Source organism: Alcanivorax nanhaiticus (assembly GCF_000756665.1).
GTDB classification, from domain to species: Bacteria; Pseudomonadota; Gammaproteobacteria; order Pseudomonadales; family Alcanivoracaceae; genus Alcanivorax; species Alcanivorax nanhaiticus.
The window spans coordinates 284,372-310,640 of the sequence record NZ_ARXV01000003.1 but is presented as its reverse complement, the minus strand read 5'-3'; the positions used below and the strand labels follow the sequence as shown (position 1 = coordinate 310,640).

The 26,269-nt window shown below is 55.9% G+C and carries 22 protein-coding genes; 15 read left to right on the top strand and 7 right to left on the bottom strand.

The genetic code is table 11. The features are described from left to right. From Y5S_RS05470 to Y5S_RS05440, 7 genes are read left to right on the top strand one after another with little or no spacing between them, the layout of a single operon-like run. The gene (locus Y5S_RS05470) at positions 1-684 is read left to right on the top strand and encodes a prepilin-type N-terminal cleavage/methylation domain-containing protein (RefSeq protein WP_052041417.1); all 684 of its coding nucleotides are present in this window, start codon (positions 1-3) and stop codon (positions 682-684) included. Beyond that, entirely contained in the window at positions 681-1,067 is a 387-nt protein-coding gene (gspI, locus tag Y5S_RS05465) for a type II secretion system minor pseudopilin GspI (protein WP_035231078.1), read from the top strand. Before Y5S_RS05470 ends, gspI begins: the two co-directional genes overlap by 4 nt. Then, complete coding sequence (gene gspJ, locus Y5S_RS05460; RefSeq protein WP_035231076.1) at positions 1,064-1,699, top strand: type II secretion system minor pseudopilin GspJ; 636 nt, start codon at positions 1,064-1,066, stop codon at positions 1,697-1,699. The genes gspI and gspJ overlap by 4 nt, the downstream gene beginning before the upstream one ends. Continuing rightward, positions 1,696-2,730 (top strand): type II secretion system minor pseudopilin GspK, encoded by a 1,035-nt coding sequence (gene gspK / locus Y5S_RS05455; protein WP_197055107.1) that lies wholly within the window; start codon positions 1,696-1,698, stop codon positions 2,728-2,730. The genes gspJ and gspK overlap by 4 nt, the downstream gene beginning before the upstream one ends. 56 nt (positions 2,731-2,786) lie before the next feature. After that, the gene (gene gspL, locus Y5S_RS05450) at positions 2,787-3,929 is read left to right on the top strand and encodes a type II secretion system protein GspL (RefSeq protein WP_035231074.1); all 1,143 of its coding nucleotides are present in this window, start codon (positions 2,787-2,789) and stop codon (positions 3,927-3,929) included. Next, positions 3,926-4,435, top strand: a complete 510-nt coding sequence (gene gspM / locus Y5S_RS05445; protein WP_035231072.1) for a type II secretion system protein GspM — start codon at positions 3,926-3,928, stop codon at positions 4,433-4,435. The genes gspL and gspM overlap by 4 nt, the downstream gene beginning before the upstream one ends. After that, positions 4,435-5,700, top strand: coding sequence for a hypothetical protein (locus tag Y5S_RS05440; protein ID WP_156107592.1), 1,266 nt, complete (start codon positions 4,435-4,437; stop codon positions 5,698-5,700). Before gspM ends, Y5S_RS05440 begins: the two co-directional genes overlap by 1 nt. 47 nt (positions 5,701-5,747) lie before the next feature. Here Y5S_RS05440 and Y5S_RS05435 read toward each other — a convergent pair whose 3' ends face one another. After that, positions 5,748-7,493, bottom strand: a complete 1,746-nt coding sequence (locus Y5S_RS05435) for an alpha/beta hydrolase (protein ID WP_156107590.1) — start codon at positions 7,491-7,493, stop codon at positions 5,748-5,750. A 47-nt stretch (positions 7,494-7,540) separates the two neighbouring features. On the opposite strand from Y5S_RS05435, the gene Y5S_RS05430 reads away from it, so the two are divergent. From Y5S_RS05430 to Y5S_RS05420, 3 genes are read left to right on the top strand one after another with little or no spacing between them, the layout of a single operon-like run. Next, positions 7,541-8,281 (top strand): lipoprotein intramolecular transacylase Lit, encoded by a 741-nt coding sequence (locus Y5S_RS05430; RefSeq protein WP_035231069.1) that lies wholly within the window; start codon positions 7,541-7,543, stop codon positions 8,279-8,281. Between the two features lie 9 nt (positions 8,282-8,290). Then, positions 8,291-10,297 carry a PEP-utilizing enzyme gene (locus Y5S_RS05425; RefSeq protein WP_035231067.1) on the top strand — a complete coding sequence of 669 codons (2,007 nt, stop codon included), beginning with the start codon at positions 8,291-8,293 and terminating at the stop codon, positions 10,295-10,297. A 51-nt stretch (positions 10,298-10,348) separates the two neighbouring features. Further along, positions 10,349-11,164: a DUF2189 domain-containing protein gene (locus tag Y5S_RS05420; protein WP_035231065.1), complete on the top strand. Its 816-nt coding sequence runs from the start codon at positions 10,349-10,351 to the stop codon at positions 11,162-11,164. A gap of 139 nt (positions 11,165-11,303) precedes the next feature. Here the strand turns inward: Y5S_RS05420 and metH are convergent, their stop codons facing one another. Beyond that, positions 11,304-15,005: a methionine synthase gene (metH, locus tag Y5S_RS05415; protein ID WP_035231063.1), complete on the bottom strand. Its 3,702-nt coding sequence runs from the start codon at positions 15,003-15,005 to the stop codon at positions 11,304-11,306. A gap of 291 nt (positions 15,006-15,296) precedes the next feature. Between metH and Y5S_RS05410 the strand changes: the two genes are divergently transcribed. Both Y5S_RS05410 and Y5S_RS05405 read left to right on the top strand, forming a co-directional pair. Then, entirely contained in the window at positions 15,297-16,115 is an 819-nt protein-coding gene (locus Y5S_RS05410) for a mechanosensitive ion channel family protein (protein ID WP_035231061.1), read from the top strand. A gap of 11 nt (positions 16,116-16,126) precedes the next feature. Continuing rightward, positions 16,127-16,897 carry a DUF481 domain-containing protein gene (locus Y5S_RS05405; RefSeq protein ID WP_035231059.1) on the top strand — a complete coding sequence of 257 codons (771 nt, stop codon included), beginning with the start codon at positions 16,127-16,129 and terminating at the stop codon, positions 16,895-16,897. 325 nt (positions 16,898-17,222) lie between these two features. On the opposite strand, the gene Y5S_RS05400 is transcribed toward Y5S_RS05405, so the two are convergent. The 4 genes from Y5S_RS05400 to Y5S_RS05385 form a co-directional block, all read right to left on the bottom strand. Beyond that, complete coding sequence (locus Y5S_RS05400; protein ID WP_035231058.1) at positions 17,223-18,605, bottom strand: NAD(P)(+) transhydrogenase (Re/Si-specific) subunit beta; 1,383 nt, start codon at positions 18,603-18,605, stop codon at positions 17,223-17,225. A gap of 3 nt (positions 18,606-18,608) precedes the next feature. Beyond that, positions 18,609-18,884, bottom strand: coding sequence for an NAD(P) transhydrogenase subunit alpha (locus Y5S_RS05395; RefSeq protein ID WP_035231055.1), 276 nt, complete (start codon positions 18,882-18,884; stop codon positions 18,609-18,611). Further along, on the bottom strand, positions 18,884-20,095 hold the full coding sequence (locus Y5S_RS05390) for a Re/Si-specific NAD(P)(+) transhydrogenase subunit alpha (protein ID WP_035231053.1): 1,212 nt from the start codon (positions 20,093-20,095) through the stop codon (positions 18,884-18,886). Before Y5S_RS05390 ends, Y5S_RS05395 begins: the two co-directional genes overlap by 1 nt. Before the next feature lie 345 nt (positions 20,096-20,440). After that, on the bottom strand, positions 20,441-21,811 hold the full coding sequence (locus tag Y5S_RS05385) for an ABC1 kinase family protein (RefSeq protein WP_065130269.1): 1,371 nt from the start codon (positions 21,809-21,811) through the stop codon (positions 20,441-20,443). Between Y5S_RS05385 and Y5S_RS19835 the strand changes: the two genes are divergently transcribed. From Y5S_RS19835 to Y5S_RS05375, 3 genes are all read left to right on the top strand, one after another. Next, on the top strand, positions 21,810-22,082 hold the full coding sequence (locus Y5S_RS19835) for a hypothetical protein (protein ID WP_197055109.1): 273 nt from the start codon (positions 21,810-21,812) through the stop codon (positions 22,080-22,082). The two genes, Y5S_RS05385 and Y5S_RS19835, sit on opposite strands and share 2 nt — an antisense overlap. Beyond that, positions 21,988-22,746, top strand: coding sequence for an alpha/beta fold hydrolase (locus Y5S_RS05380; protein ID WP_035231049.1), 759 nt, complete (start codon positions 21,988-21,990; stop codon positions 22,744-22,746). The genes Y5S_RS19835 and Y5S_RS05380 overlap by 95 nt, the downstream gene beginning before the upstream one ends. 96 nt (positions 22,747-22,842) lie before the next feature. Next, positions 22,843-23,985, top strand: coding sequence for an oxygenase MpaB family protein (locus tag Y5S_RS05375; protein WP_035231047.1), 1,143 nt, complete (start codon positions 22,843-22,845; stop codon positions 23,983-23,985). Positions 23,986-24,055: 70 nt separating this feature from the next. Here the strand turns inward: Y5S_RS05375 and Y5S_RS05370 are convergent, their stop codons facing one another. After that, complete coding sequence (locus Y5S_RS05370; RefSeq protein WP_052041416.1) at positions 24,056-26,161, bottom strand: carboxy terminal-processing peptidase; 2,106 nt, start codon at positions 26,159-26,161, stop codon at positions 24,056-24,058. Positions 26,162-26,269: the final 108 nt, after the last annotated feature.

Genomic DNA, 26,269 nt, shown 5'->3' with positions numbered 1-26,269 from the left:
ATGTCTGCAACGGCTCGTCAGTCAGGCTTTACACTGCTGGAAATTATGGTGGTGGTAATGCTGATCGGGCTGCTGACGGCCGTGATCGCGACACAGGGAAACTGGACGTTAAGTGAAGACGGGTTGGAAGAAGAATCCTCCCGACTACGCGACACTCTGGAATTGCTCAACGAAGAAAGCCTTTTCTCCGGGCACTTGCTGGCATTGCGTCTGCGCAGCGATGGCTGGACGCCTCTGGTTTACGACCGTGATGAGAAGGCATTCATTGCTATCGATAATACGTCTCTCAAAGGGCGAAGTCTGGGTGCAGAACTGACACTGGAATGGCAGGTGGATGTTCTTGAGGATGATGAGATCGCCCTGTCTGCCGTAGCCGAAAATCTTGTCAAAGAGGACGTCATGGCAACCCCGGAGGGGTTAAGTCAGGATGACGAGGGCGACGAGACTTCAAGGGACACAACCGAAACGAAAAAGCAGAAAGAAGACGAAGATCTTCCCCAGGTCTTTTTCTTTCCCAGTGGAGAGGTGACCCCAGTCACTCTTACGCTACTCTCCAATGACGAGCGGGCCAATAGCGAGCTCGAGGGATACCAGCGCTGGCAGATCAGTGCGTTGGGCCAAGTCACTGATCCAGACGCTGATCCAGAAGAAGAGGATGACGATCCCTTCGAGGAGGAGCAGTGAAACGCGGCGTTCGCAGCCAGGGCTTTACACTGATTGAAGTGTTGATTGCGGTGACGATTCTGGCGCTGGTAATGGTGACGCTTGGCCAGACGCTAGGGGCCAGCGCCCGAGCCTATTCCAACATCAACGAAACCCATCTCGGCTTTCTGGTGGCATCAGACAAACTGGTTGAAATGCAGGTTTATCAGCAGTGGCCGTCTACGGGGCAGTCCGATACCGAAGTAACCCGTAATGGGCGGGATTGGTGGATTGAAACCATTGTCAGCGAGGGGCCTTATCCCGATACGCGCCGTGTGGATATCAACGTAGGGTTGCTTCGGGGTGATGAGAAAGAAGGTTTGGCCTACCACTTGGCGAGTTTGATCGGGAAGCCCGCATCATGACGGCGCTTCGCTCGATCCGTGGTTTTACTCTGCTTGAGATGGTCGTCACCATCGCTATTTTCGCTTTCATCTATGTCTGGGCCGCTTCTTTTCTGAGTAGCGCCCTCAACGGACGTGAACAGCTGACGGAAAGTGCCGACAAGATGGAGCGAAGTCAGCGCGCCATTACTTTTCTGACACTGGACTTTGAGCAGCTGGTCAGCCGTCCGGTGCGTGATCCCTATGGTGACCCTCAGCCTGCGATCGTTGGGCGTGATAACTATGTAGAGTTCAGCCGTTTGGGCTGGTCGAACCCTTTTGGACTGCGCAAACGCAGCGAAATGCAGCGGGTGGTCTACACACTGGAAAACGGCGATTTGTATCGCCGTTACTGGCCGGTACTGGATACCACCGTGGCGACCGAATACCAGCAAGACATCTTGTTGAAAGAGGTGGCCCGGTTCACTGTGCGCTACCTGGACTTGACCCCACAGGGTGATTGGCAGTGGCTGGAGCTCTGGCCCGATGTGAGCATGGCTGCCCAGCCGGTCTGGACGCAACGCTTGCCAAAGAGTATCGAGATCGAGATTGAACTGGAGAACGGTGATGTCATCCATCGTTTTTATCGGACGGTGGTGAATCCGTGGGCATGAATCGTGGTCGCCAACAGGGTATGGCCCTGATTATCGTGTTGATGCTGTTTGCGATTATTTCGGTATTGATGGCCGAGGTGCTGTTTCGCCAGGACCGCTTTCTGAATCGTGCAGATAATCTGCTGCAATGGGACAAGCGCTATCAGTATGCCATGGCTGCAGAAGTGGTGGCCCAGCAGGGCCTGATTGATGATCTGCAGGATGATGTGAAGAACAACGCCCAGATCGATGATTGCGTAGAGGAGCAATGGGCGGTACAGCTGCCGCCGACTCCCTACGAAGATGCATTTCTGAGTGCCAGTGTTCAGGATCTCCAGGGCCGCTATAACCTCAACTGGTTGATCAGGGCCGATGCAGACCAGTTTGTGCGGCAGCCAGATCGTGTCGCTGAATTCAGCGGACTTCTGGAGGCCATCCTGTCGGACCAGGCCAATAGCAGTCGTTTGGCCAACGAGATGGCGGACTGGTTGGACAGTAACAATATTGTTGATGAAGTGGAGGGGGCTGAAGACCCAGAATATCGGGATCGACGGACGCCAAACATGCCGGCCGCCCACGAGAGCGAGTTACGAGCCTTGCTGGGCTTTCAGGTAGCGGATCAACCAGAAGATCCCATGTCCTGGGGGCTGCTGACCGCTTTGCCCACAGGCACCACACTTAATGTGAATACGGCACCACAACTGGTGCTGGATGCTGTGGTAGGCTCGGTGGCCGGGCCTGCAGGCGTCAAGGCGGTTCTGGACTCCCGTGCGGATGCGCCGATCACAGATATTAATGCTTTGCTAGCCATGCCGGCATTCAGTGATCTTGATCAGGATCGACGCGACCTGCTTGGGGCTCGACTGGGAGTCAGCAGCGAGTATTTCCAGGTCATGGTGGACGTGGAAGTGGATGGTCAGCTCAGCAGGCTGGTAACGCGGCTTTACCGGGGCGGTGGCAGTGATGAACAGACGGTGGTTATCAGCCGACAGGTCAGTCCGCTGCTGACGTCTCTCGAACCAGCGTGTAATCCCTTCTACAATCTGGAATAACAGAATGTAGAATAGAGGCTTGATGAGCCAACAATAATGAAAAAGGAACGGATGCAGTGTCACAAGCTCCATTGATCTATCTTTATGACATGGGTGGCTTGCCCCTGAGTGGCACCGGTCAGGTGTTGTTTCAGGCCGGTGAGGGAGCCCCAGTCGTGTCACAAAGCCTGGATGAAGCCTGTGCCTCAGCCGCGGAAAGTGGCCCATTGCGGGTTATCCTGTGTGCCTCTCTGGTTCGTCTTACCCGGGTGACGCTCAGTCGTAAACAGGCACGCCATCTTGATCGTGTGATGCCATTCCTCCTGGAAGAGCACCTTCTCGATACACCGGACCAATTGTTTTTCAGTTCTCGCAAAGGTGAGGGTGATGAGCATTTGATCACCGCCCTGGACCAAGCGTTGATCAGTAGCCTCCATGACCGGGTGACGCAAGCCGGTGGCCATCTTCAGTCCGTAGAAGTGGATGTGGAATGCCTTGCGCAGATGTTGCCTGCCGTCATCGGGTTGCCTCAGGGGCAATGCCTGCTTGCCGCTGAACGTGATGCCTATCTGGTGGTGGATGAATCCGCCCGTGACGAAGTCGAGCCGCTGTTTGGCGAAGCCCTCAACGGGGCGACCGAGCTGGCAGCTGACGGCAGCTTGTTCGACGTTTTCAGACATCATTCAGGTCAACAACTGCTGACTGGCGTATATACCCCCCGCAAGCAAGGCGGAGCCTCTGGGGCCTTGGCGGAATGGCGCCCGCTGATGATTCTTGCGGCATCAATTTTGCTGCTTGCCATCATCGGACTACGAGTTCAGGCATGGCGCTATGAGCAGGCGGCAGATGAGGCCCTTGCCAGTGCCAAAAGCCAGTATGAGCAGTTATTTCCGGGCGAAAAGGCAACCTCAGCCCTGGTGCGTCAGTTTCAGAGTCGACTTTCCCGCCTCTCAGGCGGTGGAGGAGGGGGCGGGAGTGCCTTTTTCCCCATGCTGGTTCCAGTAGCTGAGGTGCTGAAGAAAAGCGAAGTGGAGCCGAAAAGACTGCAATACGACCAGCGCCAGAACAGTCTGCTTCTGGATGTGGGTGCCAAGGATTATGCTCAACTGGAAGCTTTGCAGACTGCCTTGCGAGAGCAGGGTGCCAAGGCCTCCATCGCTAATTATCGCAATGGCGCACAGGGTGTGAATGCCAGAATCAAAGTGGAGCAGCCAGGATGAGCCTAGCCAGCTACCAGCAACAGCTTCAGCAGCGTCTGCTCCCTGCCGTTCAATGGTATCAGTCTCGCGAGCCTCGTGAGCAGCTGGTGCTGAAGATACTGGGCGCGGTCTTTATCGTGGTGCTACTGTATTGGATACTGTGGGCCCCCAGTGTTAGCGCCCGGGACCAGGCTATGCAGCGGTATGTCTCAAACATGCAGACCCTGGAATGGATTCAGGCCAATGCGAGTGCTGTGCGCGGTGCTTCCAACGGCAAGTCGCCGAGTTTGCCCCGCAACTGGGTCAGCGAGGTGAGCCGTAGTGCCAATGCGTTCGGCTTGACGCTCAAGGGCTTTACTCCGGACGGAAATGCGTCTGTCCGCATTCAGATGGAAGATCAGCCTGCCGGCCAGAGCATTCTCTGGCTGCAATCCCTGCAGGAGAAAGGGGTGCAAATCAGCAACTTGGAAATGACCCCAGGGGACAAATCAGGGACAGCCACGGTACGGGCCACCTTGCAACAATAATGATAATAACTCGATTCTTGCCCCTGCCTTTATTGCTGTTTGGGGCCCATGCAACCGCGCAGTGCCTGTTTGACCCGCTGGATCAGGGCAAGGTCATGCAGCTGCCGGCGTCACGGCTCGAAGCCGCATCTGGCATCCCTCTTGTGGACCTTTCGCTTATGCGTGTGGAGGACGGTCGGTTAGTGCCTGTGGCTTTCCAGTTTGACGAACTTGGTGAGCATGAGATGGTCTGGTTCGAAGGAGCCGGTTTTGAGCGGCTGGGCAAGCCTGATGTGCTGGATGGTGAAGACCGCTTGCTCGCCATGTTGACTGATGCCGGCCCACGACGCCCTGATGCTTTGGAACCCGCTGAAGGCGAAGTCCTGGCTGACTTGGAAGTGGCCAATGATTGCCACTTTTATCTGGTAAAAGGGAGCCCGGCCCGAAGCCAGAACCACTATGTCGCCCATGACACCACTACTGGCAGGACTCATACGGCACTCTATGAGCTCGATGTGGACCCGGAAAATGAGCTTAACTGGCGCTATCTAAGCTATCAGGGATATCAGGGTGAAGGCTCGATCATTGATACGCTGAAGATGAGAATGAGCGCAGGTGTGCTTTCCAAGTTCACCCGCATGACCCTGGATAATCACAACCTTCGACCCAAGCTTGTGGGGCATAAACTGGGGCCCATTCGCTCGGTGATGCATCTGCGTACCCGGGTTGTTCTGGCAGGGATACCAGTGATGACCATTCAGGTACAGGCCATGCGTTATGCTGCTCATTACGAGGCACATACCTACGCCAAGATTCCTGAGCTGTACCGGGCCACCCTGAAAGAGCCTGAAGTATCGGTGTCGGTGGATGGCAATAACCAGCTGGGAGCCCGGGTCTACACCCACAACTTTGCTGATAGCCCGATTACGGTAAATGGCATTAGTGATGATGGCGATTTTGCCGGTCAGGCAATCAGCATGGCGCAGAACTGGATTCTTTTTGACAGCGGAAAGGACTTCACGCTTCTTACACGCCTGACGGTCCCCCCGGAACTGATGAATGTGCCGGTGCAGCTGATTTATGAAGATGATACGGCGTTGTCGTTGGAGCCTGAGCAGTTTACCGGCCAACTTCCGAACCTGGGTTATATGCTCAAGGGCTGGCCGGATCAGCGGGAATTACGCTTTACTGTCAGTCTGTATTTTGACAGCGGCATGCGCGGTTTCGTTGCTGAGGACTATGCTGAACAGCGAGGCAATGACGTTCAGGTAACAGTGGCGGAATGAAGATAAAGACTCTGTGGCAGGGCCACAGAGTCTAACGCAAGGATAGTCTAGAAGGGCCGCTCAGGTCTCAGCGCCACGTCTTCTTCGCGAGTCAGAGGCAGCCAGACATCGCCTTTAATACTGGCATTACGTGCCAGGAAAGCTGAGTTCAGCGGAAACTGTGCAGTGAAGCCGTAAACTACCACTCCCACGCGATCTCCCGGTTTGAGCGGCTGGCTAACCGCGGCCAGCTCCTGTCGGTGAATACCTTTTTCAGTCAGTGGTGTGAGTTGCTCACTGGCCACGCGAACACGACGGCGGTTGGCATGCTGAACGCCAATCCCGACAAACATGGGCATGCTCTCTCCACTGCTGGAACCTGCCACCCGAAGGTCGATACGTGGTTTGCCAAGCAGCAGTTCATCATCACCACGAGCGATGTAGAGAGGGATGAATTTGGGGCGCCCGAAGCCGCCATTGGTCTTCAATTCCCGTAAGTCTGCACCTGGCCAGATAGCCCGAAACATGTCAGATCCGGTGTCAAAAGGCACCATAAGCCATTCAAATGCTCCTGCCAGTGGCACGGTAACTTTTTCACGTGGCAAAGAGAATTGGTTCGCGGGAGGCAGTTGTTCTTCGATGGCGAGCCCGCGGTCTTCGGTGATGTTGACACAGTATTGCGGTACCAGGCTTTCTTGCCCGCGCAGCTTTTCGTCCCACCAGCTCACGATGGTGTCGACTGTAGAGGCTTCATAGTCACCACAGTGAACCGTGTCATCGGTGTGGAAGAAGGGCAGCCCGCCGCGCATTTTCTGAATGGGCCAAGGCATGGCGTGTCCACTTTGCAGACCGATGATGCGGGCATCACGGCCGGCATTACGCCAGCAATCGTAATTCTTTTCTGCTTCCTGGAAGGAGAAGAGGGTATCGGTGAAGCCTTGAATAAAGAGGGCATCACTCTGTGGGGCCATGCCCTTGTCGCAGAAACTGGCTGGACTGCGTTCGTACATTAGCTGTGACATTTCTGAACTAATGGTGCCATCGAAGGCACTGTTCCAAGGCGAGGCGAACATTGCACCTACATCAAACCCGCTGCTAATGCCGCCTGCACCGAGTAGTACTGTGCCCCAGGCTGTACGGAACTCGCCATTGGGTGCGATGCTGTTCAGATCATGCCAGCCGGCCAGTGGCACAAGGGCCTTTAGTCTCGGTTCGGTAAAGCTGGCGAGACTCTGAAGCCCGGCACCGTATGACTCACCAATCATGCCGATGGCGGGGCTGCCGTCATCCAGGCGGGAAATACCCGGCAGATGTGCCAGTGACCAGTCAATCACCTTGCTCAGGTCTGCCACCTCATAATCCGGATCCATCATATGGACATGCCCCTGGGATTGCCCCCAGCCGCGCTGATCATAGAAGACAACCCAGTATCCGGCTTTCCAGGCAGCAATAGCCGCTTCCCCTGTCAACATGGCCTTGCCATAAATGGACATGGGGCGCTTGGCACGGAAGCCACCAAAGCCATGGGTGGCAATAATCAGGGGCGCGCTTTGGCCGGCTTGCAGTTCTGGTTGATACACCGTTGCCGCGAGCTTTTTGCCATCCTGGGTATGAATTCGGACCTGGAAGTAATCGGCTTCCTGGGCGGCGGTGGTTCGCGGGGCGTTGGTCTCGGGCAGCTTGGTAGTGGCGCAGCCCCCCAGCAACAGGATTAGTGGCAGTGCCAATCCCAACCATTTTGCGGGCGATAATGAGCGATAAACAGGGCGCTGCCTGTGGTGGTTCGGTGTTTCAATACGGGAGAGCGGTCGCATGACGCAACATCCTCTTTTATTATTCTGTTCAGTATTGAGAGGGTGAAATGACAAAACCGGCAATCAGGCGCCAGAATTCAGCCACTTTAGTGTGGTTTGGCTATGCTGTCATCTCCGTATTGCTTGCGGTGCTGAGCAGTTGGGCCTTGTACAGCACAGCCGATTATGGCTATCCGTTCTGGTATGAGCAGCTCGAAATCGGCGAACACATTCAGCAGTACGGCCCCCAGAATCGCTTTAAATCCGGCCTTGATCTATTGCCACCCGAACAGCACTGGCAGGCATTTGAGCAAATTCGGGATGCGGTGCATGACCACGGTAATGGTCTGGCTACCATTGTTTACCAACCGCCGGGGTGGTCCGCACGTACTCTATTGCACGCTGCAGAAGTCCAGCACCTGCAAGATGTGGCCAATCTTATTGATCATGGTCGGGTGCTGTTCTGGATCCTGCTGATTCTGTGGTTACCCATGGCGATGCTGGCTCGTCGGCTTGGATTGCCATCCATGCGGCGGCGTCTTGCTGCGGCTGTCATCGCTCTTGGTGCTGTGTTAGCGTGGCTGGGCATTGTCGGCCCCACCCAGGTGTTCTATCAATTCCACCTCTGGTTGTTTCCTGCGGATCATCAATGGTTCTTCTACTGGCAGGATTCCCTGATGAGCACCCTGATGAAGGCGCCGGTATTGTTTGGCGGGATCGCTGTGGTTATTACCCTGGGGGCGCTATTCCTGTTGCCGGTCTACTACGGACTGGGCTTGAGGGTAGCGGGAAAATTACACACCAAATAAGAATCGGCAATGAGCATTGAAGTACTGACGGCAGACGAGCAGGGAGCCGAAAACCTGCAGCGCTGGGCCGCCATGGGTTTGCCCGTGCCCCCAAGCTGGCGCCTGCATCGGCAGGATGTGCTGGGCGTAGAGAGCGAGGAGTTGATCCAGAAACTGCGGGCCTTGCCAAGAATGTTTGGTGAGGAGCGTTATTGGGTGCTCCAGCAAGGGCCGATGAACCCGGATTCATGCCGTGAAAGTTTGCTCAATCTCGATTCAGACAGTGCATTGGCCGCCGCGCTCTCGGCGATCTTTGGTCGCGAACAATCCCCTGAGCAGGTCATCATTCAGGCATTGCCTGGCCAACGTGCGGCTGGTGTGCTCTTCACCCGTCACCCATTGCGGCAGGATCTACCGCATGTGGTGGTAGAAGGGGTGGCCGATGGCAACAGTGAGCGCCAGCGGATCATCTTTGATGATCAAGGTCGTTTGGTGCATGCCAGCCATGAGACGGCATCATTAGCGGATACGGTTGCCCATCAACAGCTTTTGGCTCTTTACCAATCACTGAAACAGAATTTTGATCGTCCCCAGGCCGGTGAATGGGTGTATGACGGTAGCCAGATCTGGTTGTTGCAAACGCTCCCCGTAGGTTCGTTGCCGGCACCCAAGGAGGCTTGGACGCGCCGGGCAGGCACCAATCTGTTTGTGCAGGCGGAAAGTCCACTTTGGTATACCTTGGCGGCACGCTGGTTCAAGTCGTCATTTTGGGAGCCGCTGGTCCGCCAGCGGGGTTGGGAGCAGCTTGAGAAAGTGGAGCCCTACCGTCGACAGCATAGCCATATTTATACCAACTGTGCCTATTTCGCAGCCTTGCAGGATAGCCACGCCGGCGCCTTCCGGCATGTTCCACCAGCGTGGCAGAAACTGGATACTGCTCTAACCCAACAGCATTACTCCACCTATCAATCTACACGTGACGGCTTTTCTCTCGGGCTTATGAGCCGGGAAATACAAAACTGGCAGGCGCCCCAGATTACCCAGGAATCACTGTGGCATTCGTTCATGCATCTTGATGCCTTGGGTGAGCGACTCAGCAAAATTGAAGGGCGGCTATCCTACCTGGTCGTGCCGGATCTGCTCGCAACAGCGCAATCGCCGTTGCCGCTGGAGGCACTAACGACCAGCACAGAACTAGACCTGCTGAACGAGCTGGCAAGGGGAGAGCCGGTTCAGATTGATGATTTCGGGCTACGACCGGGCAGTGATCCTGTGCATGCCGCGCTGCATGAAAAACCCGCTCAGGCGCAGAGTTTGAATGCCTGTCTCAGGACGCCTCGTTCCTCTGTCGCCAACGATAAGGTCATTCCGCGCCCAGTAGAGCTGCTTCGCCGGGCGCGTGCATTGCGGGTGGCGTTGGGTAATCGTTTTCGGATCCTGCTGAGTGACATGGGGGCGTTGGCGGTCAACAAGGGCTTGATCCAGCATCCCGACGACATCTACTTCCTCTATTTCGATGAGCTGTGGCAGTTGTGGATGGGATCGCGGCTACCGGCCAGTGCAAGCCTGGAAACCATCGCCGACAGGAAGTTGCGTTATCTGGATGATAGTCTGCAGGGCGCGCCAGACTGGAAGATGGACCAAATTGGCTACGGTTTTGGTGGCGGCCAGCGTGTCAGCCCATTGTTGCGGGGGCAAACGCTTGTTTCCGGGCAGGTGGAAGGGCCAATTCGCAGGGTGAGCAGCGCTTGGACCCTGAACAGGGTAAGACCGGGCGACATTGTGGTGGTCGATCAGGTGGACTCTTCCTGGTTGCCGTGGCTGTTGCAAGCTGCCGGTATCGTTATCAGCCAACAGGACCCGGCCAATCCTGCTGCCAGTCTCGCTGTAGAGTTCGGTATCCCAGCCATTTGGGCTGCCAGTGATGTTATGCATAGTGTTCAGGATGATCTTCAAGCCGTTCTTGAAGCTGGACAGGGGACTTTGGCGCTGGAGACTGCTGCCTCTGGTGATGTGGATGACCAGGGCTTAGAGTGATAGCTTGATCTGGGTCAGAGCATCGTCCCCTGCCTGAGGGAGAATGGTGACATGGACGAAAAGCCACCTCGAACCAAAGCCAATGGATTGCCGGAGGATACCCGGCCTTTCGTTGCTCCTTGCCGGGCGATTCAGCCGTCTGCCCCCTTGCGCTGGCTGCGCAAGGGTTGGCAGGATTTCTGTGCAGCGCCTCGCGTCAGCCTGATTTACGGATTCATTATGCTGGTGATCAGCTATTTGATCACTGCAGCCGCCTGGGCGTTTGGCAATATGGGGCTGTATCTATCGCTGATTTCCGGCTTCGTGTTTCTCGGCCCGATTCTGGCACTGAATCTGTACGGCATTAGCATTCAGTTGCAGCAGGGCAAGCAGCCATCATTGAGCGAAAGCTTCCGTCAGGTACGAATCTGTATTGGCGACGCACTTACCTTCACTGTCATCATGGTGGTCGTGTTTCTGGTCTGGGCCCGTGCCGCTAATCTGATCTACATCTTTTACCCGGTGAACGAATGGCGGGTGGAGGATGTGTTGTTGTTCTTTGGTGTGGGCAGCAGTGTCGGGGCCCTGTTCTGTGCCATTGTCTTTACCGCCAGTGCGTTCTCGCTGCCCATGATCATGGACCGTGAAACAGACATGGTTACTGGCGTCATCACCAGTGCCAATGCGGTGTTGCGTAATAAACTGGCGTTGTTTGTCTGGGCCTCTTTGATCGGCATCTGCCTGCTGATCGGACTCCTCACTGCCTATGTTGGGCTGATGATATTGCTACCGGTCCTCGGCTACGCCACCTGGCATGCCTATCGGGAATCCATCGACGCGTCCGAGTGGGATGCACGGTTTGAATTGCCACCGGAAGACAGTGAATAGTTAACAGTGAATAGTTAACAGCGCGCGTGCGCGCCTTGGTCGTTTCCCTAACGCAAGAGGCCGCGTCCAGGTGCCGGGCGCGGCCTCAATGCTTGATGAACCCCAATGCGCTGAACGCGCACTGTTCACTGTTACTTGTTCACTGCTCTTCAACGTAGCCTAGCAGATGCGGCACCATCCGTTCGATTTCCTTGCGGCTCATTCCCTTGCGCGCGGCGTAATCGTCCATCTGGTCCTTGGCCAGCTTGCCGGTGCCGAAGTACTTGGCCTCTGGATGCGAGAAGTACCAGCCGGAGACGGCTGCAGCTGGCAGCATCGCGTAACTTTCAGTGATGGACATGCCTGCGTTTTTTTCCGGCTCCAGCAATTCCCACAACAATCCCTTTTCGGTGTGATCCGGACAGGCCGGGTAGCCGGGGGCAGGGCGGATACCGCGGTACTTCTCGCTGATCATGTCCTGGTTGCTGAGCGCCTCGTCGCTGGCGTAGCCCCAGTATTCCTTGCGCACCTTCTCATGCATGCGCTCGGCGAAGGCTTCGGCCAGACGATCTGCCAACGCTTTGAGCATGATGGCGGAGTAGTCATCGTGGTCGGCTTCAAAGCGGGCCACGTGCTCGTCGATGCCGATGCCGGCGGTGACGGCAAAGCCGCCCAGCCAATCAGTGAGGCCAGTTTCTTTCGGGGCGATGAAGTCGCTCAGGCAGTAGTCGGGTTTATCGTTCTTGCTGCGGTCTAGCTGCTGACGCAGGTGGTGGAGGGTCATGAAGGCCTCCTTGTCGCCCGGGTTGCGGTACAGCTCTATGTCGTCCATGTTGGAGTTGGCCGGCCAAAAACCTATTACTGCGCGGGCACTTAGCCACTTTTCTTCAACTATTTTCTCAAGCATGGCCTGGGCATCCCGATAGAGGCGGGTGGCTTCTGTGCCCACCACCTTGTCTTCCAGAATGTTGGGGAATTTGCCGGCCAGCTCCCAGGAGCGGAAGAAGGGGGTCCAGTCGATGCGCTGTACCAGATCATCCAGAGGGTAGTCGTCAAAGACCTTCAGCCCCTTCACCTTCGGCTCTGGCGGTGTGTAGCCGTTCCAGTCGGGCTGGAAGCGATGCTCACGGGCCTGCTCGATGGAGATCAGGCTACGGTCCACCTGTTGCTGCTGGCGACGCACGCGCAGGCCTTCGTAGGTGTCCTTGAGTTCCGCCACGTAGTCGGCCTTGGCGTCTTTGGAGAGCAATTTGGAGGCGACACCCACGGCGCGGGAGGCATCGGCCACGTGGACCACGGCATGTTGATAGGCCGGATCGATCTTCACCGCGGTATGAATGCGGCTGGTGGTAGCACCGCCGATCATTAGCGGCAGATCCATATCCAGACGCTGCATTTCGCTGGCTACGTGCACCATCTCATCGAGCGACGGGGTAATCAGACCGGACAGACCAATGATGTCCACATTTTCCTTTTTGGCAGTGTCGAGAATGGTCTCGCAGGGCACCATCACGCCCAGATCGATGACCTCGTAGCCGTTACACTGCAGCACCACACCGACGATATTCTTGCCGATGTCGTGCACATCGCCTTTTACCGTGGCCATGAGGATCTTGCCGTTGGACTCGTCCTGGGTGCCCAGTTCTTCCTTCTCTTTCTCCATGAAAGGCATCAGGTAGGCCACGGCTTTCTTCATGACTCGGGCAGATTTCACTACCTGGGGGAGGAACATCTTGCCTTCGCCGAACAGATCGCCGACCACGTTCATGCCGTCCATAAGAGGGCCTTCGATCACATGCAGCGGACGCTCGGCATTCTGGCGAGCCAGCTCTGTGTCGTCTTCCACATAATCGGCGATGCCCTTCACCAGGGCGTGTTCCAGGCGCTTTTCCACTGGCCATTCACGCCAGGCCAGGTCTTCCTTCTTTGTCTTTTCTGCGCCAGAACCACGGTACTTCTCGGCCAGATCCAGCAGCACCTCGGTGCTTTCCTCGTGGCGGTTAAGCACCACATCTTCCACCGCATTGCGCAGCTCTTCGGGAATATCCGAATACACCGCCAGCATGGTGGGGTTAACAATCCCCATGTCCATGCCGTTCTTGATGGCGTAGTAGAGGAAGACTGCGTGGATGGCTTCACGGACCGGGTCGTTGCCGCGGAACGAGAAGCTCACGTTGGAGACCCCGCCTGAGATCATGGCGTGGGGCAGGGTGCGCTTGATATCGGCAACCGCCTCGATGAAATCCACCGCGTAGTTGTTGTGCTCTTCGATGCCGGTAGCGATGGCAAAGATGTTGGGATCGAAGATGATGTCTTCCGGCGGAAAGCCCACTTCCTCAGTGAGCAACTTGTAGGCACGGGTACAGATTTCCACCTTGCGCTCGCGGGTCTCGGCCTGGCCCACTTCATCAAAGGCCATCACAATCACAGCCGCACCGTAGCGGCGTAGCAGGCGTGCCTGGTGCAGGAAGGGTTCTTCGCCTTCCTTCATGGAAATGGAATTCACCACGCCTTTGCCCTGGATGCACTTCAGGCCGGCTTCGATCACCTCCCACTTGGAGGAGTCGATCATGATCGGCACCTTGGCGATTTCTGGCTCGGAGGCGACCAGATTGAGGAAGCGCACCATGCACTCGGTGGATTCCAGCATGCCCTCATCCATGTTGATATCGATGATCTGGGCGCCGTTCTCTACCTGATCCCGGGCTACGTCCAGGGCAGCATCGTACTCGCCTTCCTTGATCAGACGCAGGAAGCGCTTGGAGCCGGTCACGTTGGTGCGCTCACCCACGTTCACAAACAGCGAGTCCTTGGCGATGGTGCACGGCTCCAGGCCGGACAGGCGACAGGCGACTTCGATATCGGGCAGGGCTCGAGGGGGCATTCCCTCAACGGCGTTGGCCATGGCCGCAATATGCTCCGGGGTGGTGCCGCAACAGCCACCAATAATGTTCAGGAAACCTTTCTCGGCCCAGCCTTTGATCTCTTTGGCCATGGTGGCCGCATCAAGATCGTATTCACCCATCTCGTTGGGCAAGCCTGCATTGGGGTGGGCAGACACAAAGGTCTCGGAAATACGCGACAGCTCTTCGATGTATTGGCGCAGTTCCATCGGCCCGAGGGCACAGTTAAGGCCAAAGCTGATGGGCTTGGCATGGCGCAGGGAGTTGTAGAAGGCTTCGGTAGTTTGCCCTGTGAGGGTACGGCCGGAGGCATCGGTAATGGTGCCGGAGATCATCACCGGCAGGTCGAGATTGTTCTCGTAGCAGTACTGATCGACTGCGAACACCGCCGCCTTGGCGTTAAGGGTATCGAAGATGGTTTCAATCAATACCAGATCGATGCCGCCTTCCACCAGTCCGTCCAGTGCGTCCAGGTAGGCTGCAACAAGGGCGTCGAAGGTCACATTGCGAAAGCCCGGATCGTTAACATCGGGGCTAATGCTGGCTGTGCGGTTGGTTGGGCCAAGCACCCCGGCCACATAGCGGGGTTTGTCAGGGGTGGAGGCCTCATCCGCTGCTTCCCGGGCCACCTTGGCCGCTGCTACGTTGATATCACGCGCCAGGTGCTGCATGTCGTAGTCAGCCATGGCGATGGAGGTGGCATTGAAAGAGTTGGTCTCAATGATGTCGGCACCGGCGTCCAGATACCCCTTGTGCAGCGCCTTGATGCGCTCGGGCTGGGTGATGCAAAGCAGATCGTTGTTGCCTTTCAGATCAGAGGGCCAGTCGGCGAACTGTGTGCCGCGGTAATCCTCTTCCGTGAATTTGCAGCGCTGGATCATGGTCCCCATGCCGCCATCAAGAATCAGAATGCGTTCTTGCAGCTGGGCAGTGAGTTGGGCGCGCAGGCTTGACGTCATGAAAGGCTCCGACAGGGACAGCAAATGTTGAGGGCAGGCATTATACCGGTGCCATCTCGAGATACCCAACAATCCGCAGGATAAGTGTTATAAAACGGTGATTTAGGCGGCATCTTGCTGGCCAAGAGAGGGATTAGACAGCATCATGGGGCTCCCGGGGGGAGAGAGCTCCCCTGTTTTGCCAGCATCAGGTGAAACATTTGTAAAATCAGAAGACCCAAGGCGCCTGTCTACTTGGGATTCACGCAATTCGGGGCATAATTCGCGCTCACTGGATGAGGAGTACGTTAAATGGATCAATATTTGGATCAACTTCAGACTTTCGCTAATGAAAACCTGATGCCGTATGCATGGAATATTATTGCGGCTTTGGTCATTTTCGTTATTGGTAAGTGGCTGGTATCCAAGATCGCTCATGCGGTTAATCGCATGATGGACAAGCGAATTGACGGCACGGTGGCCAAATTCGTAGGCAATATCGTACATATTATTCTGTTTGCCTTTGTCATCATCGCGGCACTGGACCAACTGGGCGTTGAGACCACGTCGCTGGTGGCCATTGTCGGTGCTGCTGGCCTGGCGGTTGGCCTTGCCCTCAAGGATTCACTGGGCAACTTTGCTGCCGGTGTCATGTTGATTCTGTTCAAGCCATTCCGCGTTGGGCACTACGTTGAAGCAGGCGGTGCTGCCGGTACGGTCAAGGAAATCAAAATCTTTGCCACCATTATGGGTACACCGGACAACAAGGTAATTACCGTTCCGAACGGTGCCATCATGGGTGGAAACATCGTCAACTATTCTGAGATGCCTACCCGCCGTGTGGATATGGTGTTCGGGGTTGCCTATGATGCCGACCTGTCGCAAGTGAAGAAGATTCTTGAGGAAGTGCTGGCAGCAGACGAGCGTGTTCTTAAAGATCCCGCTCCTGTTATCGCCGTTGGCGAGTTGGCTGATAGCTCAGTGAACTTCCTCTGCCGCCCCTGGGTGAACAGTGCGGATTACTGGCCTGTTCTGTGGGGCACCACGGAAACCGTGAAGCGCCGCTTCGATGAGGCGGGTATTGGCATTCCGTTCCCGCAGATGGATATCCATCTGGACAAGAGTGAGTAAAGGAGAGATTCATGCGCAGTAAGTATTTGGCTGCCATGCTGATTGCTGCCGGCTTGCCGGCAGTATCAGCGGCTGCTGAAGAAGCCGAAGGTGCCTCTAAGTGGACGGGGGATATCGGTGTCGGTTTGCTTTTCAAGCGAGGCAACACCAATTCTGATTCCACCAATGGCAACGTCAACATGGCGCGTGATAGCGCCAAGTGGCGTCATACCTTCAAGGCAGACGCCAACAACGAGAAGGAAGAGGATCCGGATACGGAAGAGTACACCCGTACCGACGAAAATTATTTCGCTTCCTACAAGCTCGACCGCAAGCTGGGTGAAGAATCCAGGAATTACCTGTTCAACGTGGCAACCTACAAGAAAGACAATTTCTCCGGTTACCACTACGAAGCCAGTTACGCTATCGGTCTTGGTCGTCGCTGGATTGAGTCTGACCGGCAGACTCTGGATGCTGAATTCGGTCCTGGTTACCGGGTAAAGTGTCTCGACCCACAGGATACCTACTTCAGCTGTCAGGATTCTGAAGAGGATGCGATCGCTCGTATCGGTATCAAATATGATCTGAAGGTCAGTGACAATACGGTGTTCCGTGAGGACTTCTCCACTGAAGTGGGTGAAGAGGGTGCCGACACCCGTGCAGAAACCTCTCTGACTACGGCGATCAACTCCAAGTTCTCCCTCCGTCTGCGTCATCTCCTTGAGCATGATTCTGATGCGCCCGACGGCACTAGTGAGACCGACCACACCTTCTCGGTAGGTCTGGTTTATACCCTGAAGTAAATAATTTTCAGGGATGAAAAAGCCCCGGCTCGTGAGAGACCGGGGCTTTTTTTGTGGGTTCAGCGCGGATTTACGGGAATGGGAGTGGGGTAAGCACAGGACGAAGAACCCTCCCTAAGGGTCGCTAAAGGCCCGGGGAGCATGATTCAACTGTGGGAGCGACGGTTCCGTCGCGATGCCGTGGCATCGGCCTTTCGCGGTCGCACCCAGAGGGCTCAGTCAGCGCCGGTTCTCTCGGGGATACGGGCTGGTTTGGTGTCGGCGGCCAACCCGCGATGAACAAAAAAAAGGCGCCCAAGAGGGCGCCTTTTTCTTTGGCTGATAATCAGCCTTCTTTCAACGCAGTGGTGATGTCCAGTACTGCACCCTTGCCATCGCCGAACAACATCAGAGTATTGTCCTTGGCGAACAGCGGGTTGGGCAGGCCGGCAAAACCAGAGCTCAGGGAGCGCTTGACCACAACCACAGTCTTGGCTTTGTCCACGTTCAGAATCGGCATGCCATAAATCGGGCTGCCTTTGTCTTCGCGGGCCATGGGGTTGGTTACGTCGTTGGCACCCAGAACGATAGCCACATCGGTCTGCTCGAAGGTCGGGTTGATCTGGTCCATGTCCTTGAGCTGCTCGTAGGGCACTTCAGCCTCCGCCAGCAGAACGTTCATGTGACCAGGCATACGACCGGCAACCGGGTGGATAGCGTATTCCACTTCAATGCCCATGGCTTCCATGGTGTCAGCCATATCACGCACAGCGTGCTGCGCCTGGGCCATCGCCAGACCGAAACCAGGAACAATCACTACGCGCTGAGCAGTTTCCAGCAGCATGGCGACTTCTTCTGCAGAGGTGGATTTTACCTTGCCAGCGTAGACTTCATCTTCGTCCATGGCTTCGCCAGCTTCCGCCATTACACCGAACAGAACGTTGGTGAGAGAGCGGTTCATGGCTTTACACATGATGCTGGTCAGGATCAGGCCGGATGCACCTACCAGGGAACCGGTGATGATCAGGGCGCTGTTGCCCATTACGAAACCGGCAGCAGAAGCGGCAACACCGGAGTAGGAGTTCAGCAGTGCGATAACCACAGGCATGTCAGCGCCACCAATTGGCAGTACCAGCAGCAGACCGAGCAGCATGGCGGCAGCCACCAGACCCCAGAATACGGTTTCATTGCCGGGGTTAACCACCAGGTAACCGATGCCCACCAGTGAACCAACAAACAGGATGGCGTTAACCACTTTCATGCCAGGGAAGCCCATGGGCTTGCCATCGATGAGTTCCTGCAGCTTGGCGAAAGCCACCAGGGAGCCAGTAAGGGTAACCGCACCGATCAGTACAGCAGCGCCGGTGGCGATGATGGACACGGTGTTATCGGCAGATCCACGGAAGAATTCTGCAGAAGCCACGGCAAAGGATGCACCACCACCGAAACCGTTCAGCAGGGCGATCATCTGCGGCATGGAAGTCATCTGTACCTTCTTGGCCATGATGGCACCAATCAGGCCGCCGACAACGACACCGGCGATGATGATTTCATAAGTAACGATGTGCTCGTTAAGCAGGGTCACTACAGCAGCAACACCCATACCGGCGGCAGCCAGCAGGTTGCCGCGTACAGCGGTCTTGGGCTTGGTCAGCCCCTTGATGCCGACAACAAACAGTACGGCGGCGATCAAGTAGGCGATATCGATCCAGTTCTGGGAAACGTGCATGAATTACTTCCTCTTGAACATTGCCAGCATTCGATTGGTGACCATAAAGCCGCCAATCACGTTGATGGTGGCGAGAACCACCGCGGCAAAGCCCAGCACATTGATCAGCAGGCCAGAGTCTGAACCCGCGGCAATCAGGGCACCCACCACGGTGATCCCAGAGATTGCGTTGGAGCCGGACATCAGCGGCGTGTGCAGGGTCGGCGGAACTTTGGTAATCAGTTCAACACCGAGGAAAATCGCCAGCACGAACAGAGTCAGTTGAGCTACGAAATCCATTATTTTTCCTCCTCGCTGTCAGCTTCTTCTGCTGGCGCTTCCGGTTTGGCCAGAGCAGGCAGAGAAAGCAGGTCGCGCAAACGGGCCTGAGGCACATCGCCATTGTGGCTGATCACGGTTTCGGCAACGATTTCGTCTTCGAAGTCCAGCTGCAGGTCGCCATTGTCGTCGAGCAGCAGGTTAAGGAGGTTTTCCATGTTCTTGCCAAACATCTGGCTGGCATGGAAAGCCACAGAAGAGGGAACGTTTTCCGGACCGATAATGGTGACACCGTGCTTGACCACGGTTTTGCCGGCTTCGGTCACTTCGCAGTTACCGCCACGCTCAGCGGCCAAATCCACAATGATGGAACCGGGTTTCATGGCTTTTACCATGTCTTCGGTCACCAGGATCGGGCTCTTGGCACCGGGAACGGCGGCGGTGGTGATGATCACGTCCATTTCCTTGACGACTTCGGTCATCAATTCACGCTGACGCTTGAGGAAATCTTCACCCTGAGCCTTGGCGTAACCACCAGAGCCTTCTGCTTCGCCGGTGTCCAGATCCAGTTCTACGGGCTTGGCGCCAACAGAGAGAATCTGCTCGCGGGCCGCCGGGCGTACGTCGTAGGCTTCAACGACAGCGCCGAGACGCTTGGCTGTCGCACAGGCCTGAAGACCGGCAACACCTGCACCCATGATGAAGACGCGGGATGCATTCAGCGTGCCTGCCGCGGTCATGTTCATGGGGAACATACGCTGGGATTCAGTGGCTGCCAGAAGCACACACTTATAACCGGCAATCATGGCCATGGAAGACAGTACATCCATTGCCTGGGCGCGGGTAATACGTGGTACCAGCTCCAGAGCCAGACCGGAAACCTTCTTGGCGGCCAGAGACTGGGCAAATTGCGGGTTAGCCAACGGATCGGTCATGCCGATCAGGGTCTGGCCTTCCTTCAGCTTGTCCAGGTCTTCGTTGCCGTTGGCGGTGTTGCTGCCAGGGGTCTGAACCTGAAGTACGATCTGGGAAGTGGAGAAAATCTCGTCACGATCAACAATCTTGGCGCCGGCAGCTTCAAAAGCGCTGTCCGGATAGCCGGCGATGTCGCCAGCATTACGCTCGACCTTGATCTCGACACCTTGTTTTTTCAGCAGTGCGCTGACATTGGCAGGCGTTAAAGCAACGCGCTGCTCGCCAGGGCAGATTTCTTTGGGAACACCGATAATCACCTGCGTTACCCCCGTCTGTGGTTCGCAAATAATCGACTTCCGGAGAGGAATAAAGGGCAACCCCATTCCCTGAAAGCCGCGTAAAGTAAGGCCTGCAGCTCACTGACGACATGTCAGACAAGGGTGCAGGGCCTCAGCAGGGTGATAACCATATTGCGGGTCTTCCAGCTTGGCAAATGACAAATGGTTATCGTACCGATAAGCAGGTAACAGGCTGTAGACGTGGAGTTGGGCCTTTGGGGCGTCTCCGGTGGCCTGATTTGACTGCCTAAAGAGCAGAAGAGGGGCTGCATGTGCCCCTCTTATATATGTCGTCGGCTATCGTGAAGCCGCAGCACTCACCCGTCAATCCACCGGGCTGATGGTTTTTTGGTCAACCAACAGGATGTCATCCTGCTCCTGCATGTGAATAAAGGGGTCCAGGATGGTATTGCCGCGAACCTCGGCATCAATCACATGCAGGAAGGTGTAAGCCCCGAGCAGCTTCCGGAACAGGAAGATGAACTCCTTGGGGGGAACATCGAAGTGAATCGACAGGGCGTTCTTGCCTGCTTTGTTCATGATCCTGGCAGGCAGATTGCTTTTGCCCCAGCGGTACTCGAGATTTTCATTGAGTAGTTCAGCCGGGGGCGGGAAGCGCTCTGGATCCTGAAGGACTTCCACAGCTTCGAAACACAGCGCCGAGAAATCATCGAGAAGACGACGGGGAGTGCCCCGTGCCAGGAAATCCAGGGCGTTCAGGGCCCGAATAAGGCGATCGGTGTCATGATGGTATGAGGCACGAATCATTTCACGGCCCGGCCCCAGTACTTCGTTATCGAAATCGCGGATCGCGCCAAAATCCAGTAGCACAATCTGGTCCTGCTCGGGAACCTCTCCAATCCTCAGCAAGTAATTACCGAAATTGGGGTCCGTTTGCATCTTGTTCCATTCGAATACCTCACGGCAGCACAGCTCCATGATGGCCCGGCCAATGAAGTTGCGGCGAGTCTGGGAAAGCTCAAGCACCGCAGGATCATTAACGCTGATGCCTTCTTCAAAGGTCATGCACATGATGTTGTGGCTGGAAAACTCCGGCACGATTTCCGGGACCACAAAGCGCGGGTCGTCGGCCAGAATGTGCCGGAAGTGCCGGGTGGTGTGGGCTTCGAGATCATAATCAACCTCTCGGCGCAGCATTTCCTGCACTTCGTTGAGCCACATGTTGAACTGTTCGGTAATGGGAACAAGGCGGCTCAACTTGAGAAGACGTACGAGGGCGCGCATATCCGAGTCGATAGCATCAGCCACTCCGGGGTACTGAATTTTTAGCACCAGCTGGCGGCCATCAGACTTGCGCGTTGCGCGGTGCACTTGAGCCAGAGAAGCGGCCCCAAGTGGGGTCGGGTCAATCTCCAGCTGCGACAACTTCACCTCGCCAAGCTGAAGTTGAAGGTGTTTCTCGATAGAAGACCATTCAAGCGCGGTGGTCTGACTCTCGAGGGTATGCAGGGCAGTGGTGACTTCGTCAGGTAGAAAATGCTCACCGAACAGCGCCATCATTTGGCCGATCTTGACCACCGACCCTTTAAGCTTGCCAAGCTCTTCTACCAGCTCCTGGGCCCGGGCTGAGAGAATTTCCTTACGACGCTCTTCACGTTTGTCTTTGCTGGTAAAAAACGTGCCGGCACTGGCGGTGGCATATTTGGCCCCAGCCATAAATCCGGCTTTCGCCATGGAAAAGCGACGCTCCACTGAGCCAGTTTTTACCCGTTTTACCGTTTTTCGTGTCATTGGCGAGGAAACTCCATTTGCCATCCTGAATGCCGGTGGCATTCTAGCGGGTAAACGTGACCCGGTCATTGTCCTAACCGCCGGGCTGATAGCGGCTTTACCATATAAGGTTACAAGAAATGGCAAGAACCTGGGTGTTATTGAGAGGTCTGGTGCGGGAACAGAAGCATTGGGAGGACTTCCCTTCCAAAATGCAGGCTTCAGTACCAAATGACAGAGTGATTACTCTCGATTTGCCGGGAAACGGTGAGTTTCACGATCAGCCAAGCCCGACACGGATCGGAGGCATGGTCGCCCATGCCAGAGCCCAGCTGCAGGCGCAGGGATTAAGTGGTCCCTATCATCTCGTGGCACTCTCTTTGGGCGCGATGATGGCCGTACAGTGGCTATCACAAGCGCCGAAGGAGGTGGCATTTGCGGCCTTGATCAATACCTCCGCGAGTCGTTACAGCCCGTTCTGGCACCGGCTGCGGCCGGCCAATTATCTGCGGTTACTACGTGATGGGTTGTTTACTCGCGATCGGGTCCTCAAAGAGCAGACGATTCTCGAGATAACGTCGAACCTTCATGATCGGGCTTATCTGCACCAACTGGCAGAAAAGTGGGCGGGCTATGCAGAAGAGCAGCCAGTTTCAGCCATTAACAGCCTGAGACAACTGGTAGCGGCCATGCGTTTCCGGGCGCCATCCTCGCTGCCGACCAGGGTCCCGACCCTGATCATCAGCGGAGGCGACGATCGGCTTGTTAACCCAGCCTGCTCGCGGCGCCTTGCCGAAGCGTGGCAGCTCCCCATCAAAGTGCATCCACAGGCTGGCCATGATTTGCCCCTTGATGCGCCGCAATGGCTCATCAATACGCTGATTGAAGGGGATACATAAAGCTATAAACAGTGTATTGACCCCTTGGCGATGTGCCTCTACCTTTATCTCAGAACTCGTGAGTTCTGAGATAACAACAAAGGTTGTGAGGTATGTATGGCTACTCCGCAGGAGCTTGCACGTTATCAATTGGGGCCACAGAACCCGCAGGAGCGGGTCTGGTGGGATCGCTATTCTCATGCCAACCTTGAGCGTTGGCGCAGGGTGCAGGATCCGCTGGCTGACCGTTGTGCGGCCCAGATCAAATTTACTCGTCCCTCCGGGTTGCTCAATGAAGTAGAAAGAAGGGCAAAAGAGGAGGGGGGTGACTTTCAGGCTTTCCTTGATCACTGCTATACCGTGCCGAGCTGGGTCGACTTCGACGAAATGGAGCTGGGTCGGCGCATGTATCGCCGCAATGGTGCGCTTCAGGGGCTGGTGCTGATGTGCTCCAGTCTGGTGGAAGGGTACGCCCACAACAAGCCTTCACAGGTGCTGGTAGCCACAGGGAGGCTGCAGAAAGATGTCTCCCGTCGCATCTATGAAACCGGCCAGATGTTGCACAACATTGTGGGTGATGACGGGCTGCGCCCAGGAGGCCTCGGGCACCGAACCATCATGGAGGTGCGTTTACTACACGCTGCAGTACGGCAGTTCCTGAGTGACAATCCGCGTTGGGATGTGGAGAAATACGATCTTCCTATCAATCAGGAAGATATGGCCGGCACGATTCTGGAATTCGATTTCATGGTGGTCCGGGGGCTCAAGCGGCTTGGCGTCAATATTTCCCGGCGCGAGCATGAGTCCATGCATTATTTCTGGCGCTATGGGGGGTATTTGCTGGGGGTAGACGAGGCGCTGCTGACGACGACGCTGGAAGAGCAGGAGATCATGGCGCTGCAACTGACGTCACACCTCTACGATCCGACCCCGGATAGCGAATCCCTGGCCAAGGCATTGCTCAGAGATATGTCAGGCAAGCCGCCATTCAATCTTTCCTACGATGTGTTGCTGGCATTCAGCCGCTATCTGATTGGTGACAAGGTGGCGGATGATCTGAATATCCATAGCTCGGTACCCGCAGGCTCAGCAGTACGGATCGTCAAAACGGCAATTCAGGCCGCCAGCATCAGCATACGGATGCTGCCAGATCCCGCCAAAAGGGTACTGGAGGGCCTCAATCATCGTCTCGGGCGGCGCACCCTTCAGATCGGCTTGGGTGAGAACCCGGCACGATGGGGTTTCAAATCTCTTGCCTAGACCATGATGAGGATAATGCAAAACGCCGGCTTGGAGCCGGCGTTTTGCTATCTGTCGCGGGTTGAGCTGATCAGCTTTTTCTGGCCACCTGGCTGTCGCGAATCAGATCAATCAGATCCACCAGAATTTCTCCAGTCTCGCGAACATAGGGGTCTTCGTCGATGGCTTCTTCATGACTCTCAGGGTCGAGAGCACGCTGTTCCTCGAGGTCGCGAAGGGCCTTGATGCTGGCTAGTGGCTCTTCTGCACGGGCCTTGCGGCGCTTGTTTTCAATATCCAGGCGCTGGGCATCAAAATCCTTTTGCAGGGAGGCCCGCTTGTCCATGTTCAGGGACAGCTCGGTCATCTTGCGGTTGTGGTCGAGTAGATCCCGTAAAGCCTCGACGTAAACGAATTCAGGATCCTGCTTGATGCGAAGATCATGGCGCTCACGCAGCATTGGCAGGTAGGGCACCATGTCGCTGACACGCTGGTAGTTGGCTGAATCGATCTCGTCCCATGGCATGGCGTTGGGCAGTGAGCTTTCGCCCACGTCGGCCTTGTCGATGAGTGAGGGCATATCCACGTCGGGAACAATGCCAAGGTTCTGGTTGCTGGAGCCGGATACCCGATAGAACTTGGCGTTAGTCATCTTCAATTTGCCATGATTCAGATCCAGCAGGGTCTGCACCGTACCCTTGCCATAGGTCTGGTCACCCACAATCAGGGCACGGCCATAATCCTGCATGGCACCGGCAAAAATTTCTGACGCTGAGGCGCTGTAGCGGTTGACGATCACCGCCATAGGGCCGGCATACAGCACACCGGGGAATTTGTCGGCTTCCACGCTGACACGCCCGCTGGATTCACGTACCTGAACCGTGGGGCCACGGTTAATGAACAGGCTGACCAGCTTGTTCACTTCCAGCAACGAGCCGCCACCGTTATTGCGCAGATCGATGACCAGGCCATCGATGTTTTCCTTGCGCAATTCCACCAGCAGCTTGGCCACATCGCTGGTAGTGCTGGTGTAATCCGGATCACCACGATGGAAGGCGGCGAAATCCAGGTAGAACGCGGGGATCTCGATGATGCCAAGCTTGCGGGTTTCACCATCACGCTCAATTTCAATGATGTCTTTCTTGGCCGCCTGCTCCTCGAGTACCACCTTGTTACGCACAATGGTGATGATGCGAGTGTCATGCTCGCTGTTGGTGCCAGCGGGAATAATCTCCAGGTTCACAGTGGTGCCTTTGGGGCCGCGAATCTGGTCCACTACCTCATCGAGGCGCAAGCCGATTACTGGCAGAGGAGGGGCATCCTCCTGAGAAACACCGACAATACGGTCTGCGGGCTTCAGCTGACCGCTTTTTGCGGCCGGGCCACCCGGCACCAGGCGAACCACCTTGGTGTAGCCATCTTCGTACTGCAGCACAGCACCAATCCCTTCGAGGGAACGGCTCATGCTGATATCAAAGTTTTCGGAGTTGTGCGGGGTGAAATAAGTGGTATGAGGGTCAAAGGTCTGTGTCAGCGCATTGATATAGACCTGAAAAACGTCCTCGGGGGTATTCTGTTGGATGCGTTTGAGCTGGCTCTCGTAACGACGAGTCAGGCGAGTCTGGATGTCTTCGTCTGCAGTGTCATTGAGACGCATGGTGAGCACGGCGTTCTTGAATTGACGCTCCCAGATAGCGGCAAGCGCCTCTTCATCAGCAGCCCAGTCCGCCTCTTCGCGATTAACCCGAACGCTGTCATCACCATCAAATTTTAGCTGGGAAAGATCACCATTGACCATTTCCAGCATGCTATTCAAACGATCTTCAATGCGCACCTGGAAGCGATTGAATATGGTGTAGCCTGCCTCAAGCTCGCCATCTTGCAGCTGGTCGTCCAGCAGTTTGCGGTAGCGCTCGAACTCCTTGATGTCACCGGCAACAAAATAGAGGCGGTTGGGATCAAGGTCCTTGAGATACTGATCCAGAACACGGCTGGACAGCGCGTCATTGAAGGGCAGCTTTCGGTAGTGATACTTGAGCTTGTCCGCAATTTCCTCGGCCGCATCAACTTGTTCGCTGGTTGGCTTCAGCGCCCCCTGGATTTCAGGCGAGGCACGCAGACTACCGGTGACCTGGAGAGCGCCACCCAGCAGCAGAACCGCGAGCACGACAGGAAAGGCTTTTCGGACTAATGACATGCGTTTTCTCAATGGTTTACCTTGTTTGTGACCGGGCAGCCGATGGTCATTTCCATCATGGCTATTATTATTGACCCGGCAATCTATAGGGTGTTCCCGTAAGCTGTG

Excerpts from the sequence above, each read along its gene's own strand:
- metH (WP_035231063.1), bottom strand. The coding sequence starts at position 15,005 with ATGACGTCAAGCCTGCGCGCCCAACTCACTGCCCAGCTGCAAGAACGC.
- Y5S_RS05385 (WP_065130269.1), bottom strand. The coding sequence starts at position 21,811 with ATGGCGAAAGCCGGATTTATGGCTGGGGCCAAATATGCCACCGCCAGT.
- Y5S_RS05395 (WP_035231055.1), bottom strand. The coding sequence starts at position 18,884 with ATGGATTTCGTAGCTCAACTGACTCTGTTCGTGCTGGCGATTTTCCTC.
- gspM (WP_035231072.1), top strand. The coding sequence starts at position 3,926 with ATGAGCCTAGCCAGCTACCAGCAACAGCTTCAGCAGCGTCTGCTCCCT.
- Y5S_RS05420 (WP_035231065.1), top strand. The coding sequence starts at position 10,349 with ATGGACGAAAAGCCACCTCGAACCAAAGCCAATGGATTGCCGGAGGAT.
- gspJ (WP_035231076.1), top strand. The coding sequence starts at position 1,064 with ATGACGGCGCTTCGCTCGATCCGTGGTTTTACTCTGCTTGAGATGGTC.
- Y5S_RS05400 (WP_035231058.1), bottom strand. The coding sequence starts at position 18,605 with ATGCACGTTTCCCAGAACTGGATCGATATCGCCTACTTGATCGCCGCC.
- Y5S_RS05370 (WP_052041416.1), bottom strand. The coding sequence starts at position 26,161 with ATGTCATTAGTCCGAAAAGCCTTTCCTGTCGTGCTCGCGGTTCTGCTG.
- Y5S_RS05470 (WP_052041417.1), top strand. The coding sequence starts at position 1 with ATGTCTGCAACGGCTCGTCAGTCAGGCTTTACACTGCTGGAAATTATG.
- Y5S_RS05430 (WP_035231069.1), top strand. The coding sequence starts at position 7,541 with ATGACAAAACCGGCAATCAGGCGCCAGAATTCAGCCACTTTAGTGTGG.
- Y5S_RS05435 (WP_156107590.1), bottom strand. The coding sequence starts at position 7,493 with ATGCGACCGCTCTCCCGTATTGAAACACCGAACCACCACAGGCAGCGC.
- Y5S_RS19835 (WP_197055109.1), top strand. The coding sequence starts at position 21,810 with ATGGAAAAGCGACGCTCCACTGAGCCAGTTTTTACCCGTTTTACCGTT.
- Y5S_RS05410 (WP_035231061.1), top strand. The coding sequence starts at position 15,297 with ATGGATCAATATTTGGATCAACTTCAGACTTTCGCTAATGAAAACCTG.
- Y5S_RS05425 (WP_035231067.1), top strand. The coding sequence starts at position 8,291 with ATGAGCATTGAAGTACTGACGGCAGACGAGCAGGGAGCCGAAAACCTG.
- Y5S_RS05440 (WP_156107592.1), top strand. The coding sequence starts at position 4,435 with ATGATAATAACTCGATTCTTGCCCCTGCCTTTATTGCTGTTTGGGGCC.
- gspK (WP_197055107.1), top strand. The coding sequence starts at position 1,696 with ATGAATCGTGGTCGCCAACAGGGTATGGCCCTGATTATCGTGTTGATG.
- Y5S_RS05405 (WP_035231059.1), top strand. The coding sequence starts at position 16,127 with ATGCGCAGTAAGTATTTGGCTGCCATGCTGATTGCTGCCGGCTTGCCG.
- Y5S_RS05380 (WP_035231049.1), top strand. The coding sequence starts at position 21,988 with ATGGCAAGAACCTGGGTGTTATTGAGAGGTCTGGTGCGGGAACAGAAG.
- Y5S_RS05375 (WP_035231047.1), top strand. The coding sequence starts at position 22,843 with ATGGCTACTCCGCAGGAGCTTGCACGTTATCAATTGGGGCCACAGAAC.